Source organism: Chryseobacterium sp. StRB126 (genome assembly GCF_000829375.1).
GTDB lineage: Bacteria > Bacteroidota > Bacteroidia > Flavobacteriales > Weeksellaceae > Chryseobacterium.
On sequence record NZ_AP014624.1, the window covers coordinates 3,782,926 to 3,799,684 of the forward strand.

14 protein-coding genes are annotated in these 16,759 nt (G+C 34.9%); 9 read left to right on the forward strand and 5 right to left on the reverse strand.

Translation table 11 applies throughout. The features are described 5' to 3' along the window. Positions 1–94 precede the first annotated feature (94 nt). The 4 genes from CHSO_RS17110 to CHSO_RS17125 all read left to right on the forward strand — a co-directional run bounded on the left by CHSO_RS17110 (position 95) and on the right by CHSO_RS17125 (position 5,455). On the forward strand, positions 95–841 hold the full coding sequence (locus CHSO_RS17110; RefSeq protein WP_232509089.1) for a helix-turn-helix domain-containing protein: 747 nt from the start codon (positions 95–97) through the stop codon (positions 839–841). 90 nt (positions 842–931) lie between these two features. Further along, positions 932–2,428 carry a serine hydrolase domain-containing protein gene (locus CHSO_RS17115; RefSeq protein ID WP_045498583.1) on the forward strand — a complete coding sequence of 499 codons (1,497 nt, stop codon included), beginning with the start codon at positions 932–934 and terminating at the stop codon, positions 2,426–2,428. A gap of 5 nt (positions 2,429–2,433) precedes the next feature. Then, positions 2,434–3,870 (forward strand): serine hydrolase, encoded by a 1,437-nt coding sequence (locus CHSO_RS17120; protein WP_045498590.1) that lies wholly within the window; start codon positions 2,434–2,436, stop codon positions 3,868–3,870. A gap of 73 nt (positions 3,871–3,943) precedes the next feature. Then, positions 3,944–5,455, forward strand: coding sequence for a serine hydrolase (locus tag CHSO_RS17125; RefSeq protein ID WP_052480635.1), 1,512 nt, complete (start codon positions 3,944–3,946; stop codon positions 5,453–5,455). 101 nt (positions 5,456–5,556) lie between these two features. Here CHSO_RS17125 and CHSO_RS17130 read toward each other — a convergent pair whose 3' ends face one another. From CHSO_RS17130 to CHSO_RS17145, 4 genes are all read right to left on the reverse strand, one after another. Continuing rightward, positions 5,557–6,075, reverse strand: coding sequence for a DUF2911 domain-containing protein (locus CHSO_RS17130; RefSeq protein ID WP_045498593.1), 519 nt, complete (start codon positions 6,073–6,075; stop codon positions 5,557–5,559). Positions 6,076–6,112: 37 nt separating this feature from the next. Next, entirely contained in the window at positions 6,113–7,804 is a 1,692-nt protein-coding gene (locus CHSO_RS17135; protein ID WP_045498595.1) for a sodium:solute symporter, read from the reverse strand. A gap of 100 nt (positions 7,805–7,904) precedes the next feature. After that, positions 7,905–10,409: a PIG-L family deacetylase gene (locus CHSO_RS17140; protein ID WP_045498598.1), complete on the reverse strand. Its 2,505-nt coding sequence runs from the start codon at positions 10,407–10,409 to the stop codon at positions 7,905–7,907. A gap of 791 nt (positions 10,410–11,200) precedes the next feature. Next, positions 11,201–11,872: a hypothetical protein gene (locus CHSO_RS17145; RefSeq protein ID WP_045498601.1), complete on the reverse strand. Its 672-nt coding sequence runs from the start codon at positions 11,870–11,872 to the stop codon at positions 11,201–11,203. Between the two features lie 776 nt (positions 11,873–12,648). Here CHSO_RS17145 and CHSO_RS17150 point away from each other — a divergent pair. Then, on the forward strand, positions 12,649–13,866 hold the full coding sequence (locus tag CHSO_RS17150; RefSeq protein ID WP_045498604.1) for a hypothetical protein: 1,218 nt from the start codon (positions 12,649–12,651) through the stop codon (positions 13,864–13,866). A 544-nt stretch (positions 13,867–14,410) separates the two neighbouring features. On the opposite strand, the gene CHSO_RS17155 is transcribed toward CHSO_RS17150, so the two are convergent. After that, positions 14,411–14,956, reverse strand: coding sequence for a hypothetical protein (locus tag CHSO_RS17155; protein WP_045498608.1), 546 nt, complete (start codon positions 14,954–14,956; stop codon positions 14,411–14,413). A gap of 90 nt (positions 14,957–15,046) precedes the next feature. Here CHSO_RS17155 and CHSO_RS17160 point away from each other — a divergent pair, with 90 nt between their 5' ends. The 4 genes from CHSO_RS17160 to CHSO_RS25440 all read left to right on the forward strand — a co-directional run bounded on the left by CHSO_RS17160 (position 15,047) and on the right by CHSO_RS25440 (position 16,722). Beyond that, positions 15,047–15,280 carry a helix-turn-helix domain-containing protein gene (locus CHSO_RS17160; RefSeq protein ID WP_002977873.1) on the forward strand — a complete coding sequence of 78 codons (234 nt, stop codon included), beginning with the start codon at positions 15,047–15,049 and terminating at the stop codon, positions 15,278–15,280. A 161-nt stretch (positions 15,281–15,441) separates the two neighbouring features. Then, a complete protein-coding gene (locus CHSO_RS17165) occupies positions 15,442–16,158 on the forward strand; it encodes a hypothetical protein (protein WP_171817663.1) in 717 nt (238 codons plus the stop codon). Between the two features lie 37 nt (positions 16,159–16,195). Continuing rightward, complete coding sequence (locus CHSO_RS17170) at positions 16,196–16,450, forward strand: helix-turn-helix domain-containing protein (RefSeq protein WP_045498614.1); 255 nt, start codon at positions 16,196–16,198, stop codon at positions 16,448–16,450. A 95-nt stretch (positions 16,451–16,545) separates the two neighbouring features. Beyond that, the gene (locus CHSO_RS25440) at positions 16,546–16,722 is read left to right on the forward strand and encodes a DUF3606 domain-containing protein (RefSeq protein WP_084221015.1); all 177 of its coding nucleotides are present in this window, start codon (positions 16,546–16,548) and stop codon (positions 16,720–16,722) included. The last annotated feature ends 37 nt before the right edge of the window (positions 16,723–16,759 follow it).

Consider the following 16,759-nt stretch of genomic DNA (forward strand, 5'->3'; position numbering starts at 1 on the left):
ATGGCACACCATTCCGTTTATTGCGTTCAATTTGTATATGGCGTATGGGATTTATTTTGAAGATAGAGCTTCGAAAATAAGCTTCATAAATACAATGAATCAAACGCCTATCATGCAGTTTTTTTATTTTCTTTTTGAATTTCTATTTCAGGTTTATTTTATTGCTTCATTTCTGGTGATTAGAAAATCTAAAACCGTCTATCTGGAAAATTATACGAATCCAAATATTTCTATCCTCAATGCACTTTACAAAATAACAATTCTCTATTATGTCTTACATTTTTTAGTACTTATCAGATGGTCGGTTACTTTTATCTTTGGTTGGGGTGAGATCAGAGCATGGATTGTAACCCTTGATGGATTTGCGTTTTTGTTTTGTACGTGTTGGTATCTATTTGTTGCATTAGACAAACCTGAATTTTTCAGAGGCGTTAATTCTCTATTAAAGCCGATCTCAGATGTTGCCCCGAAAAAAAAATCTTCTCCTATCATTGATGATGAAAAAAATAAACAAATCGAATTCTTAAAAGATTATATGGTGGAAAAAGAGCCCTACCTGGATTCTTCGTTAACGATTCAGGATCTGGCAGAACAATTAAATATGCCCGTTAAAGATCTGTCTGCTTTGATTAATCTGTATATGAACAAGCATTTTTTTGATTTCGTAAATGAATATCGGATCGAAAAAGCAAAGGAAATATTGAAAGATCCTTCGCAAAAAGAGCTCACTATTTTAGAAATTCTTTACCAGGTTGGTTTCAATTCTAAATCGTCGTTTAGTACTTCTTTTAAAAAATATACAGGAACAACACCAACAGATTTTAGAAAAAATCCAAATTAATCCATCCTTTTTCTAAGAAATGGGTTCGACTTTTTTTAATCGGTCGCGTACTGAGGCGTTTTAAAGCATCTTTGCCTCAAATTATAAAATATGAAGAATTTTCTGTTTGCATTGCTAGTGCTTTTATCTCTGAATACTTTTGCACAAAACCCCTACACCAATTCAAATGAAGAAAAAGCTAAGAAAATTGATTTAATCATTGGTAAATATCACGATTACAATCTTTTTAACGGAAGTGCTTTAGTTATTCAAAATGGCGAAATTATCTTGCAAAAAAATTATGGAAAAGCCGACATTGGCTGGGATATCGAGGCAACATCTGACACCAAATTCAGAATTGGTTCTATAACGAAACAGTTTACAGCAATGCTGATTATGCAGTTAAAACAGGAAGGAAAAATTAAACTTGATGATAAAATAAGTGATTATTTGCCTTGGTTTAGCAAAACAGTTGGAAGCAAAATTACGATTCACCAATTATTAACGCATACTTCCGGCTTACCCAATTACACCGATTTTCCTGATTTTAAAACTAAAATGGGATTTGAAAATTTGTCTGGGAAAGATTTTGCAATCAAATATTTTAAAGATAATCTGGGATTTGAACCTGGAGCTAAACAGAATTATTGCAATACTGGCTATTATCTGTTGGGATTAATTATTGAGGAAATCACTAAAAAACCTTATGAAAAAGTTCTCAAAGAAAAAATATTTGATGTCATTGGAATGAAAAATACAGGAGTTGAAAACCCAAAACAAATTATTTCAAATTATGCACAGGGTTATGATTTTGACTACGATGGTTATCAAAAAACAGATTATATTAATATCAAAACTGCCGTATTTTCTGCTGGCGGAATGTACAGCACAGCCAATGATATGCGAAAATGGGATGATGCTTTATACACAAATACTCTGCTAAATGACGAGAGCAAAAAAATATATTTCACGCCAAATTTAGGCGATTACGCTTACGGTTTAGTTGTTCAGAAACATCAGAATTTTTTAGGTTCAGATAAAAATATTACAACAATGGCACATAGTGGCGGAATCAATGGTTTTTCCTGCAATATTGCCAGAATTCCGGAGGACAAAATATATGTGATCTTGCTTGATAATACTAGAGCAGGTAAAAGAGGCGGACAATTGGAAGCTGTTATCGATGATGTCTTTGGAGTTCTATACAATACCAAAGTTGATTTGCCTAAACCGTTAATTATCTTCGAGGTTTATAAAAAAATGAAAGCAGAATCAGTAGAAAAAGGAATTGTTTATTTGAATGAACTGAAGAAAAACAAATTCAATTCTTATAATTTTAATGGTTTTGAAAATGAATTGAATAGATTAACATACAAGTTTTTGGGTGAAGGAAAAACTGATGAAGCTTTAAAAATTATTAATTACGCAGTTTCAGAATTTCCAAATTCATCCAATATTTATGATACACGGGGCGAGGTTTATTTCATTAAAAAAGATTACAATGCTTCTAAAAAGGATTATCATAAAACGTTGGAACTGAATCCGAATAACGATAATGCCAAAGAAATGCTTTCAAAAATCAATCAAATTCTATCTTCTAAAAATTAATTAAAATGAAGAACCTACTTTTCTTATTATTAACAACTGTTTTATTTACCAATGCGCTTTCTGCCCAAGCGTTAAATAATTCCAAAGAAACAAAGAAAATACATCAAACTTCGACTGAACAAAAATCAGAAATCAATCAAATTGATTCCTTAATGACAAAATCTTACGAAAGAGGTTTATTCAATGGAAACGTCCTTGTCGTTAAAAACAATACGATTGTGTATCAGAAATCATTTGGATTTACCGATGAAACGAGACAAACTCCTTTAAACAATAAGTCAATATTCAATATTGGCTCTATTGCAAAGGAATTTAATGCGGTTTCCATCATGATTTTAGTGGAGCGGGGTCTTCTTAATCTTGATGACCCGATTTCCAAATTTGATTTGGGATTGCCGAAATGGTCGGAAAAAGTAACCATACGTCATCTGATTAATTATGCCAGCGGAATTCCTAAAATAGAATCGGGGTTAAATCCGGTAAGTGATACAGATGCATGGAAGATTTTGAGAAGCAGTGATAATTTATTGTTTGAACCTGGAACAAGTTACAAATACGATAACAGCAATGTCTTTTTGCAAAGAAGAATCATTGAGAAGGTAACTGGAGTATCCTTTCAAGAATTTGTTACTAAAAATATAATTAAGCCGCTAAAGATGACCAATTCGGTATTTGACCCAACATTTGGCTATAAAAACAGAACTTCCTGTTATGATATGGACAATGTCCGATGCCCGGAAATGAATTTCATTAGTGGATGGCTTTGGGTAGATATCGATAATCTGTATAAATGGATTGAAGCAATGAATTCCAATCTTTTAATATCCAAAGATTCCTTTCAAACCCTGTTGAATAATCCATATGCAAAAGATGAAGGCGGATCACTTGGCAGATACTTTGAAAAAGAAGACCTACAAAGACACAATGGGGTTTCTTACAAATTTGAGTCTATCTTTTTAAATGATATTAAAAATAATATTACGATCATTCTATTGTCCAATAACCTCAATAGAGTTTGGGATTTAGGGTATATTATCCACAACATAATGTTAGGGAAAGAGTACGAAATTCCTAAAAAATCTATTGAGCAAGCAATAAGAAAAGAATCGCTCTACGACGTAAATAAAGGTATAGAAACTTATTATTTACTCAAAAAAAGCTCTAAAAATGAATATAGTTTTGATAATCCGGGAGAACTTAATAAGTTAGGATATGAATTATCAAGACTTGGAAAAATCAACGAATCCATAACAATATTTAAATTGGCTACCACCGAGTTTCCTAAAGATGCTAATCTTTTCGATAGTTTAGGTGAAGCTTATTTTACAGCTAAGCAGTACGATTTAGCATTAGAGAGTTATAAAAAAGCAATCAGTCTTGGTGGAACCAACGGTAATGCAGAAAAAATGATAGAAAAAATTGAGAAAGAAACAGGGAAATAAAACAGGCACAAAATGTAATAACATCCTTTTTTGAATTGTCTTATTAAATACAGAATCAATTAATTATTTCTAAATGAAAAAACTAAACCTAATCCTACTGCTTTCTTTATCGTTGAATGTTTTTGCCCAAAATGTTAAGGATAAAATAAAATCATTCGAAGACAATCTGCTCAGTTGGGATACATCGAAAACAAAAAAATGGACGCTAAAAGAAAGAATGGCTTTCTACAATATGAATGCAGTAAGCATTGCAGTGATAAAAGATTATAAGATAGAATGGACAAAAGCTTATGGATATGCGGATGTTACTGAAAACAGAAAAGCCACCCCGCAAACACTGTTTCAGGCTGCATCTATTAGCAAGTCTATCAACAGTCTCGGTCTTTTAAAATTGATTGAACAAGGAAAATTAGGGTTGGACGATGACATTAATAATTATTTAAAAACCTGGAAATTCCCATACGATTCGCTTTCAAAAGGGAAAAAAATTTCTATTGCCAATCTGTTGAGTCATAAAGCGGGTTTATCTGTTCATGGCTTCGGAGGCTATCAAAAAGGGAAAGAATTACCTACCTTGATACAAATTCTCGATGGACAAAAACCAGCCAATTCTCCTGCGGTGCGGTCTGTGTTTGAGCCCAACCTTAAATTTCAATATTCAGGGGGCGGAACAACCATTTCACAATTAATCCTTGAAAACACTACAGGAGAAAAGTATGAAGATTATATGTTGAAAAACGTTTTGACCCCATTAGGGATGAACGAAAGCTCTTACCATCAACCACCTTCTTCAGATAGAGAAAAATTATTGGCAACAGCTTATAACAATGGAAAAGAAGTAAAAGGTAAATATCATATTTATCCTGAAAAAGCCGCAGCCGGTTTATGGACTAACCCAAATGATTTGGCAAAATATATCATCGAAACACAATTGTCATTAGCAGGTAAATCGAATAAAGTTTTATCTAAGGAAATGTCCGTAAAGAGAATTGAGAATAATTATGGGGTGTTTCTGAATGATTTCAAAGGCACAAAATATTTCGGACATAGTGGGGGAAATGAAGGTTTTGTGTGTTATTATATCGGAAGTGTTGAAGACGGAAACGGTCTGGTTGTAATGACTAACGGTAATAATTTTAAATTAATAGATGAAATTCTTTTAAGTATTGCCAGTTTGAACCAATGGAAAAATTATCCCATTGAACCTCAAAAAGAATCCATTGCCTTAACCATTAGAAAAGAATGTTTAAAAAATATCGACAAAGGAATTGTGTTGTACCAAGAACTGAAAAAGAATAATCCAAATGACTACAACTTCTCCAATGAAAATGAACTCAACGGACTTGGTTATGAATTTCTAAAAGATAATCAATTAGATGCAGCACTTAAGATTTTTACCTTAAATGTCAATCAGTTTCCAAAGTCAGGAAATGTGTATGACAGTCGTGGTGAAGCTTATTTTAACAAAAAAGAATACACGTTGTCAAAAAGCGATTATCAGAAATCATTTGAACTTGATCCAGCCAATCAGAATGCAAAGGAAATGGTTTTGAAAATCAACCAACTTTTGACCACTCAAAAATAAATTATACTTTTTACTATTGAGTGACAGTAATTTTTGAGAAAATATCAAAATTATAAACAAAAAATCCCGGGTTAACCGGGATTTTAATTTCTTATCTAAATTTATTTGATCTCTACAGGAACTGAGATTTTATCCCAATCCATTGTAAATCCATTACTGTTTATTTTATATACTAAAGTTTCCTGTGTTGCTGGTAAAGCTTGTGTTTTTACATCCACACGCAAAGCATCTTTAGCTTCTTGGTATTTATAAGCACCCCATTGTTTTGGTTCTTTGTTAAAAATCGCAGTCCAGGTTCCGCTTTGTTTTGGGATTAAGAAAAAGCTGTATTTACCTGCAGGAAGTTTTTTACCCTGAACGGTAATGTCTTTATCCGTTTCGAAAGTCGTTGCTTCATTGGCTCCCGCGCGCCAAACTTTATCATAAGCTTCCAAACCGCCCCAGATGGTACGCCCTTTAACAGAAGGACTGCTATAGGCAATGGTAATGGTTGCATCTTTAATTTTTCCTGTCGCAGTAGCCGGAGGGCTGGCAGGTTTTTTAGTATCCTGTGCAAAGGCATTCATAGAGATTGTCATGGTCGCAACAAGTACGGCTGCAGATTTAATGATGGTTTTCATAATATTTTTGTTTGTTTGTATATTTACTGTTGTTCGTTTACGAATTTACTGCTTTCTGCTTATAAAACAGTAATCCGATTGCGGAAAATATAATCACTGCCGCTGCCCCAATAACGTTGAGCCAAAGGAAAGAAACGATATCAAAATTATAAACGGCAATAACCGCGATTTCTGATAATATTGCAGAAATAAATACATTGGAACCGGTGATTTTTTTATAGTAAAAAGCGACCAGAAAAATCCCTAATATCGGACCGTAGAAAAGAGAACCTAATACATTAACCGCTTCAATGAGAGAACCCATTTGAGTGGCAAACATAGCTACACCGATTGAGAAAATACCCCAAGCTAAAGTATGCAGGCGGCTATACTTTAATTCGGTGGCATCATCAGGAATTTCTTTTTTAAATATCAAATGAACATCTTTTAATGAGCAGGCAGCAAGGGAATTCAGCGCCGCAGAAATTGAACCCCAGCTGGCCAGAAAAATGACGGCAAACAATAAACCGATCATCCCTACAGGTAAGGTATTTTTAACGAAATACAGGAAAATGTAATTGGTATCCGTTTTTTCTGCATTATAGTTCGAGTTATTAATAGCTTCCTCTACCCTGCCGTGAAGTGCTTTTACCTGGGCTTGTGTGTTCTTAAAATCCTGAATTGTTTTTTTGAGATGGGGAGAATGAGTTTCTTTTAGTTTTAGAATCTCTTTCGATTCTGCATTAAATTTTAGTTGTAAATCCTGATGCTCTTTTTCAAATACCGCAGCCTGTTCAGGTTGTGATTCCTTTAAATGTTGATAAGAGCGTTCGTTAAAATAAATCGGAGCCGGTTTTAGAGAAAAGAATGCGAAAAGCAAGGCACCGATCAGGAGAATAGAAAATTGCATCGGAATTTTAACCAATCCGTTCAACAGCAAGCCCATTTTTGCATTGGTATTGTCCTTCGCAGTAATATACCTCCCGACCTGACTCTGATCCGTTCCGAAATAAGAAAGTGCCAGAAAAAAACCACCAATCAGCCCACTCCAAATGTTGTATTTATCTTTCCAATCGAATTCTGTGGTGATTACATTGAGCTTTCCGGATTTTCCTGCCAGATACAGCGCATCGTTAACCCCAATTCCATTCGGCATATTTTGAATAAGCAAATACCCCGCAAAAGCCATGGTTCCCAAAATAATAAGAAACTGTAATTTTTGGGTGTGAGCAATCGCTTTTGCACCGCCAACATAGGTATAAATCAACAGAATGCCCCCCGTTAAAACATTAGTTAAATAAATATTCCAGTTTAAAACGCTTGATAAGATGATACTCGGAGCGTAAATGCTGATTCCCGTAGATAAGCCTCTGGAAAAAAGAAAAAGCAGTGAAGTAAGTACCCTTGTTTTTTTATCAAAACGGTTTTCTAAATATTCATAGGCCGTGTAAACATTTAAGCGCTGAAAAATCGGGATGAAAGTGATACAGATCACAATCATCGCCAAAGGCAAACCAAAGTAATACTGAACGAAACGCATACCGTCTGTATAAGCCTGCCCCGGGGCTGACAAAAATGTAATCGCGCTTGCCTGCGTAGCCATAATACCTATCAGTACAATATACCAAGGCATTTTATTATCTGCTTTCAGGTATGATTCGTTGCTTTTTTGGCCACGCCCGATGAATACGCCGTAAACCACCACTGCAACAAGTGTAAAAATGAGAACTGTCCAATCTATATTACTCATGCCCAGAATTTAGTAAACCAATAATAAAATGCGATCTGCAATACTAATGCAACAGCTAATAGTACATACCAGATATTCCAATTTTTAAGTTGCTTGTTCATCAGTTTTTCTGTGCAGATAAAAAGTTAAAAAATAAACGTGCCGCTCCCACATTTCCTGCAGGCAGCTGTCTGAAAAATGCCAACGGTGTATAAATAAAATTACCCTTCCCGTATTGGGCATATAAAGTTGATCCCTGCTGTGGCTCTTCATCTGTATCGTGCATTTCAAAAAGCGGTTCATACGCTGCATCCCATTGAGCAGGGAAATAGGCGCCACGCTCCTGTACCCAGCCTTTAAAATCATCCGCAGTGATTTTGTTTGGAAAGTTCAGTAATTTATGATTGGGATTTAAAAACGTAACCGCAGCATTTTCTTCGGTAACCCGTTTATTGGCAATACTGAAATTGTACATTCCCAATTGGTCTACAGTGGTATCCTGGCTGGTATTATACTGCATCACCAAATTACCTCCGGATTTTACATAAGACCATAAAAAAGGCATCCAGCGGCCCAGTTTTTTCTCTGTATTATTGGCACGAACACCCAATACAATGGCATCATATTGTGATAGCTTGTTTTGACTACCATTTCCAGCAGTTTCATCTAATGTGCCATAAAAATCTTCGTCTTTCAAAACATCTACCTGAATCCCTGCAATGCGTAGGAACTCAGGAATGAAATCGCCCGCACCTTCTATATAACCCACTTTTTTAACCTTCGCCTGAATATCACCTTTCATGACGGTTACCGTTGCAGGCGAAAAATATTGTAAGGTGGGTAAATGCGGGTACTGAATTAATATTTGTTTTTTATGATAAGCGACTCCATCTGCCACAAAATTGGCATCCAATTGCAAACGTGATGAATGTATTGCGGCAAGCTTAGTTTTGGGAATAACGTAATCGATGGTAGTATCTTTTCCATTAAGCGAGCTTACATCAGCGCTGCCTAATCGCTCTCCGTTATACATCAGGTTGAGAATTCCTTTAGTATATGGTCTGTTAGAATTAACCTTAACATTTAAACTCAAATGTAGATCTTCATTTTCCTTAACCCAATACAATGGTTGTGTAAATTTAAGTTCCAATGCAGGAACAATGCGCAAGGCTTCTACCACATCACCACGCACCGGATCTAATTTCTTGAAAGATAAAGGAAGCTTAACCTGAAAATTTTCCGAACCGATTTTTAAACCAAGCAAAACATTCAGCGGTGATTCTGCCTCAGGCAAACCGATTAAAGTATCATTTGGAACAGAGAAAGTTGCTGCATTCGTGGCTGGTTTTGCCAACCAGTAAGGTTCGGTGAGTGCTGCATCCGCAGGAATCTGAATGTCATGCTGAATGGTAATTAAAGAATCTTTTGATAGTCTTCTATTGAAGCTTGCTGATTGACTTAACCATTGTACATCTTCTAAAACCACAGAATTTGCAGCTCTTGAAATCAGATTTAATCTGAAACTATAATGATCTCCGGCAACAGCTTCGGCCTGATTGGTCACCACCTCGCCCATAAATCCGGCACAGCTTAAAATGATATGGTCAAGAGATTTAATTTTATCCTTTTTCAGGTCTGCATCTTTTAGTGCCATCACTTTTTTTCGCAAAGCAAGCAAAGCAGGCAAGCTAAAGTCTGGATTATTGAAATTGAAAGCGGAAATAATTTTATCTAATGATTGGTCAATATCAGCGTTTCCTTTTGAAGTCCAGGTTTTAACTACTCCGTCAAAAAGGTTTGCTTTTGCAGGTTCACCAATAACATGGGCAAAATATTCTGTTCTGATGCCGGCTACAGATTGTGTTCCCGCACCCTGGCTTTTATGTAAACTTCTGCTTAATCCTGCCAATTCACCATAGCCCATTCCCAATTGCGCATCATATTGCCCAACGGTAACTTTCAGTTGATTTTCGGCTGTCGTATTGACCCCACCAAAGCGAAAGGTATTCCACAGTACACGTTTTGGCTGCCATGTATTAACATATTTTAGTTGGTCTGGAAAAGCCGTTTTGTCACCTGCCAGCTTAAAAGCTTTTTCCGCAACCACGGCCGAAGCCGCATGCTGTCCGTGACCTGCCGCAGCAGTAGGAGGAAAACGACAGATGATAACATCAGGACGAAATTGACGGATTACCCAGACTACATCCGCTGTAATACCGTCTACATCCCATTGTTTAAAGGTATCGGTAGTGTTTTTAGAAAACCCAAAATCAATCGCTCTGGTAAAAAACTGTTGGGCGCCGTCTAACTTTCTTGCCTCTAAAAGCTCATGTGTCCTGATTAAACCCAATGCAGCACCCTGCTCTGTGCCTAATAAATTCTGCCCACCATCCCCTCTGGTCAAAGACAAATAGCCCGTTTCTACATTTTGGTCGTTGATTAACCAGGAGAGCAATCCCGTATTTTCATCATCGGGATGAGCTGCAAGGTATAAAACTTTAGGCAGCTGTTTAAGGGTTTTGAGTTCACGGTAAATTTCAGATGATTTTGATGGCCGGACCTGTTGGGCCGAACAAAAAACCGTATAAAATCCTAGGATAAATACAGTGCTTACTTTTTTGAACATTTAATTTTACTTTGCAGGGCAAATATAAGTAAATCATCTTTCTTTCAACCTTAAAAGAATTAAACTGTGAATTTCACAAAAAAAGCTGTTTATTTTTTTATTAAACCACAAATCAAAGATTATCTCCTTTTAGTCGATGAATGTTATTTCGACGGAGTCAAAAGTCACAAAAGATTTTTAAACACTTAAGCTATTTTAAGTTATATACTTTGTGTATAAGAAGTACACGTAAGTTTTGTTGAAAATCTTTGATTTTCATCTTATGTGAACTTAATTATGCGGTATTCCTTTAAACTTTCTAAAGTGTACTAAAGGGTTTGAAAAATAAAATCTACTGTGGTGAAGTTTAAACTTTTTTTTAAAACCACAGATTGAAACACTTAAGTAAGCTTAAGAGGATATCCTGGTGCAGAATAAGTTCACGTAAGTTTAAAAAAATCTTTGATTTTCATCTTATGTGAACTTAATTATGCGGTATTCCTTTAAACTTTCTAAAGTGTACTAAAGTGTTTGAAAAATAAAATCTACTGTGATGAAGTTTAAACTTTTTTATTAAACCACAGATTGAAACACTTAAGTGAGCTTAAGAGGATATCCTGGTGCAGAATAAGTTCACTTAAGTTTTAAAAAATCTTTGATTTTCATCTTATGTGAACTTAATTATGCGGTATTCTTTTAAACTTTCTAAAGTGTACTAAAGTGTTTAAAAAAATAAAATCTTTTGTGACTTTTGTGGTTAAATTTAAACACACTTATTTGTTAATGATAGTTTCCGGGAAAATAAAAACTCCTTATGCTTTTCTAATTGCATTCCGCGTAAGATAGATATAATTAAACATACAAAATGTGGCTATTGCCCCAAAAGTATGCCATAAAAAGTGGGTTCCGAAACTCAGCCAGTCCCATTTATCAACGATGCGGAAAGTGAGTGCAAGAACAAACGACAATAAAGCAAAGCCTACCCATTTGCCAGCTTTCCATTGGGTATAGATTAAATAACTTACTACCGAAAAAAGCACAAATGAAGCCATGATTGCATAATTTACGTTGATAAAAAGAGATGGGTTATCTACCAACATCCAATTTCTCAAACCCAACATGAGTACTATATAGGCAAGAATCATTACAACAGCATAGTACCATTTGATGCTCTGAGCTAAAAAATAAAATCCGGCAGATAAACAGAGCAACATAATGGGCATCCAATCCATCATGATAAATACCGGCCATTCTCTGAATGAATGATAAACCGTTCCTCCAATGGCGCCAATATATAATAAAATTAAGCAGTATGTTAAAAAAGGATATTCTTTAAAATTACCCTTCATTTTAATGGTCCAAAAAATGGCCAAGCCTAAAAATAACAGAGCCGTTATTGCATTTAATGGCTCAGGGAAAAACTGAGCCATATCTGTTTCTTTATATAACATGCCTCCATCCGGAGGTAGTGGGTTTATTGGCATTGTCTTTTTTTTATATCACAATTTAGGCATGCTTTAGAGTTCAAAATACAAACACAAGCCATTTTATTAAACATTAATAAACATGTATACTAATATAGTTCTAAATATAGAAAAAAATATGGCGTTATATACCTGAATGTGCCCGATAGTATTTTATAAAAATGTTAATTCTACTTCTTATCGATTATAAAACACATATTACTCAACGCATCGTGTTTGAAATTTTTTTTTTGATTAAAAAGATAAACGCAAAGTTTCTATTTAAAATATGCTTTATTTTTAATTGTGTTAAGAAGAAATAGATTAGGATGAGGCTGATCAATAACATTCGCTTCAAAAATCAACTCCGCCGATTCTTTCTGGGTTTTATTACCATTCTCTTGTCTCCAAGATAGGTAATTCTATCAGGACAATCCAATCAGTAGATTTTGGACATTTTATCAGATTCATTGATAACCATTTATATTTAACTATAATATATTTAGTGATGCCATCAAGATATTAGAACCGATTAGAAATAAAATAATGAGTACAAATATCTGTATATTAAATAAAAAACATCATATTTTAGAGAAGAATAGAATTTGGGAAAATTTGATATAAATAGTTTTAACCAAGCATAAAACACTGAAATTAAAAACGTTACAAACCCATTCAAAATCCCCATATTTCAATAGAATATAACGAATTAATTATTTTATTTCAACAATAAATGATTTTTTTTATTTTTTTCATAAAAAAAAGTTATATTTGATTTATCCAAATAACACCTTAACATGAAAACAAAATTTACACAATTCAGTGCTATTCTTATTTCTGGATTTTCCCTTGCCCAAGTAGGCTTCAATACAACTTTACCGAAAACAACGATGGATGTATCTGCTAAAAGAGATGGTTCAGGAGTGATTACGGATAACACACAAACATTCGGATTACAGGCTCCGAGGCTTACAAGAGCTGAGCTTACAGCTAATACTGCTACCTATGGCAGTGATCAAAGAGGAGCATTAATTTATATTACGGATGTTACCGGTGGAGATGCCACAGGACAACGTATCCTTGTTAATGCTATGGGCTATTATTATTTTGATGGAGCGCTATGGCAGAGACTTACACAGGCAACCAATGCCATCTCTCCGGCGATTTCAGCTTTACAATGTACCACAGCTTACTTAAATCCTTCTACTTATACTGCAGGTACTCCTTTCAACGGAAACCTGAGAGTTACTTATAGCCAAGGAAACGGAGGTGCGTATAATTCCGGAGCTCCCTTTACAGTGAACGGATTAACCTTCCAGCTAAGACCCGGAACCCTAGAGTTTGGTGATGGCGAATTGGTATTCTCCGTGACCGGGACTCCTACCACTGGTAATGATATGACTCTTCCTCTGAACAGCACTGCAGTTCCTTTCCTAACAGCAGGACAAAACTGTACCGCTACAGTGGGAAATAGCAGTCGTGCAGACATCTCATCTCTCGCTGCGATGGGATATCCTACCTTAACAACCGATCCCAACGGAAAACAAGCCTATACTTTCCCTCTTACTACCCCAGATGGGAAGTATTCCATCAGGGTAATATTTGATACCACAAGTGGTACAACCGCTGCAGTTCCTAATGTACAATTGTATAATAATACAGGTGCTACCGTTAATCTGTATTGGAATTATAATACCGAATATGGCGGTTATATTGGAGCAGCTGTAACCACAAACAATATTACTTCAGGAGTATGGGGTGGTATGGGAGATGCATCAGCTACTTGGTTTCCTCAAGGCACTGGAGCAGTAGGAAGTGCTTACTGGGGGAACGTAGGAATTATAGATGGAGCCAGTGGTGGACCTGAGCATAGAAGATATACCTGGATAGACAGTAATGCTTCTTCAAAAACCGCTTATACCGCAACCATTATGGCAGGAGCCCCTACCTCAGGCAGTGCCCAACCCAACCTTTCTAAAATATACATAAAGATAGAGCAAGTAAAAGCACCATAATATAATGAGGCTGTCTCAAAAGTCAACTAATTTGGTTTTTGTCATTCTGACGAAGGAAGAATCTCTTTAATAACCACATATATAAGATTCTTCACTACATTTCAGAACTTCGTTCGCAGACCTTCAGTCTGTGTTCAGAAAGACACTTTTGAGACAGCCTCATTTCTTATTTATCTACGAAGTTTACGCTACATTTTGTAAAATCACAAGTGATGTTTGCATCACTTGCTCTCCGAAGTCTCCTGACTTTGGAGCAAGTGTAAAGGAAATAATCTTATTTACTAGCTCAAACTCGGGAGACCTTGCGCAACAGAGACAATAAAACACAATATTTGAGAAATGATGATTGACAATCATTTCTCGTTGATTCGTCGAAGCGCATGGAAAAGCATACAGCTTCATCAGCGACAAAGCCGCATCACTTTGCCCACTTACCATAAATCGGAATTATTCATCAACTTTGCGTTAATCTTTGTAATCAAAATAATGTAATGATGGTATGTTTTTCTAACGCAAAGCTTTAGCTTCATTACGCTCAACTTTTTTATTCTGAATGGGTGTCCTCCATCTTCTTTTCTCTCCTTCTTTGAAGTATAAGGTGGGCAGCATCCAGCATTTTAACCGTATGAATGTAGGGCATCACGATATTTCTTTCCGGTAGATTTTCATAGACACCCATTGAAAAATAGACGATTCCAGACATAAAATAATCAAACTCTTTGAGGGTGTATTCTCTGAATGCATTTTTGAAAACCAGCAGAGGATTCCGGTATTCTTTCTCCGAAAGCAGGCCAAGTACCCACGGGGAAATCTTTTCAGTCTTGGTATCGACCGTCCATTTCCTGTCTTTCAGCATGATGAGATACCCTGCCCGGATCAATGATCTCATCGAATGGTAAAACTCAAAGATGATCGCCGGGTCTTCATTGATCCAGCTATTTCTTTTTACTGCATAATTCATCATATTGTTGAGCCTTTCTTTGGAAACATCCAGCTCGTTGAACTGAAAGAAAGTTTCCATCAGCTGCAACCCGGAGTGCTTCTTGTCTACCCAAAACCGGGGATTAAAATCTGTTTTTATCTTTTTCATTGTTTGTATTTTTTTATAAATGTAAGAAAAGAAATTTAATTACGGTCGATCGACCGTAATTTTTTATTATTTAATTATTTCATTTGTTCTATGACAGATATAAACGAAAAAATTTGTTCATACATTACAAAAAAATGGTTGATACCTTGGCTTCAAGAAGGCAAGTCACAAAATTCTTTTGCCAAAAATCATGGCGTAGAAGAAAGTACCATTAGAAAAATTAAAAGTGAAGAAACTTACAGAATACCAGTTGAAACACTTTTTAAAATATGCGAAGCAAGAAAAATTAGTTTATCTGATTTCTTTAAACTTATAAATGAATAATCCTGACGAAAGTTGGGATTATTTTTTTGACAAAATTTTCGAAATCATTTAGAAATTCCGTGAAAATACTGATTGAAAATTTCACGAGCCTTTTTATTTTTGCTGTTCAGGCAATCTGTTAAAAAGCCTTATAAAATCCTATTAACTTAAAGTTTATGAAATTGGAAAAGAAAGTTTTATTTATAAAAGGCTATAGTAAAACACCTACAGAATTAATTAATGATAGAAAAATAATCCAACTTTATATTGATTTTTTTACTAGTAATGCAGGTGGAGCATTTGACTTTGACTCAGAAATAATTATACTAGAAGAACCTGATATAGAAACTCTTAATAACCTAACAATGTTAAATAATCAAGATTATTTAATTGTAGTACTAATTGGCCATGGAGCAAACAAAGATGGAATTCAAATTTTTCAATTGCAAGAACATACGATAATTAATCCTGGTCAAATTCAATATTCCTGCCCAAAACAACTACATATCATTGAATCTTGTAGAGATATCATCGATTTTGAATTAGATATTAAGAGGATTAATAGATTAGTACCCAAATATGCATACGGGGGAACCGTGAAAGCTCCTCTCACTCGTGAAGAGTCTGCTCAATTATTTAATTCAGCTATAGAGAATGCTGATGAAGGGACACTATATTTATTTGCTTGTGATATTGACGAAAGCGCCCATAATTTTTTCTTTTTACAAGTAATGATTGATATAGCAATTTATGCGCACGAATATTTTAGAAATTCAATATATTCCGCAGGAAATATATTTGAGCAGGCAAAATCTCAAGTAAATATCTTGACTAAAGGAGCTCAAACACCTACTAGAATTGGAATTAACGACTTCCCATTTGTAATTACAATCATATAAAATTGCTTTCCTTCTTTACGTAGAAACCTCTGCTACATTGCAAAAAGAATTAAAAACTGTTATTCTGTTTCAGCTTGGAAATGAGCTGAATATCTCAAGCAACCATGTTGGTAGAATTGAAAAAGCTGAAACAAACCCAACCATTGAAAGTCTTATTCTATTTTGTAATTTTCTTGAAATTGATCTATTACATTTATTTACAAAACTCAATGAAAAAGAATTAAAGAAGATTGAAAGTGAAATCGATCACCTACAAAAAGAATTTAAAAATCAAAATAAGAGAAAATCCTGACGAAAGTTGGGATTTTTTATTTTTACGGAAAACCGTAAGGATATGGTTTAAAGGCTGTTTACCTTTGCTCTTATTAATCAAAAAAAAAAATTATTATGCCCGATGATTTAGGTAAAAAAAGACCACAGGATGCAATCAGAATAAATGTGAACGAGGAGTGGGAATTAAACGATTGGTCAAAAAAACTTGGGGTTACCAAAGACCAATTGAAAAAAGCAGTTGAAGCTGTTGGAGATTCCGTTGATGCGGTTAAAAAGTATCTTGGGAAATAATGGATGTTTTCAGTAAGAAAATTTTTTATTTCTAAAA

What these genes read in the sequence shown, in the direction of transcription:
- CHSO_RS17140 (WP_045498598.1), bottom strand. Translation starts at nt 10,409, where the DNA reads ATGTTCAAAAAAGTAAGCACTGTATTTATCCTAGGATTTTATACGGTT.
- CHSO_RS17135 (WP_045498595.1), bottom strand. Translation starts at nt 7,804, where the DNA reads ATGAGTAATATAGATTGGACAGTTCTCATTTTTACACTTGTTGCAGTG.
- CHSO_RS17150 (WP_045498604.1), top strand. Translation starts at nt 12,649, where the DNA reads ATGAAAACAAAATTTACACAATTCAGTGCTATTCTTATTTCTGGATTT.
- CHSO_RS17115 (WP_045498583.1), top strand. Translation starts at nt 932, where the DNA reads ATGAAGAATTTTCTGTTTGCATTGCTAGTGCTTTTATCTCTGAATACT.
- CHSO_RS17155 (WP_045498608.1), bottom strand. Translation starts at nt 14,956, where the DNA reads ATGAAAAAGATAAAAACAGATTTTAATCCCCGGTTTTGGGTAGACAAG.
- CHSO_RS17120 (WP_045498590.1), top strand. Translation starts at nt 2,434, where the DNA reads ATGAAGAACCTACTTTTCTTATTATTAACAACTGTTTTATTTACCAAT.
- CHSO_RS17110 (WP_232509089.1), top strand. Translation starts at nt 95, where the DNA reads ATGAATCAAACGCCTATCATGCAGTTTTTTTATTTTCTTTTTGAATTT.
- CHSO_RS17130 (WP_045498593.1), bottom strand. Translation starts at nt 6,075, where the DNA reads ATGAAAACCATCATTAAATCTGCAGCCGTACTTGTTGCGACCATGACA.
- CHSO_RS17145 (WP_045498601.1), bottom strand. Translation starts at nt 11,872, where the DNA reads ATGCCAATAAACCCACTACCTCCGGATGGAGGCATGTTATATAAAGAA.
- CHSO_RS25440 (WP_084221015.1), top strand. Translation starts at nt 16,546, where the DNA reads ATGCCCGATGATTTAGGTAAAAAAAGACCACAGGATGCAATCAGAATA.
- CHSO_RS17160 (WP_002977873.1), top strand. Translation starts at nt 15,047, where the DNA reads ATGACAGATATAAACGAAAAAATTTGTTCATACATTACAAAAAAATGG.
- CHSO_RS17125 (WP_052480635.1), top strand. Translation starts at nt 3,944, where the DNA reads ATGAAAAAACTAAACCTAATCCTACTGCTTTCTTTATCGTTGAATGTT.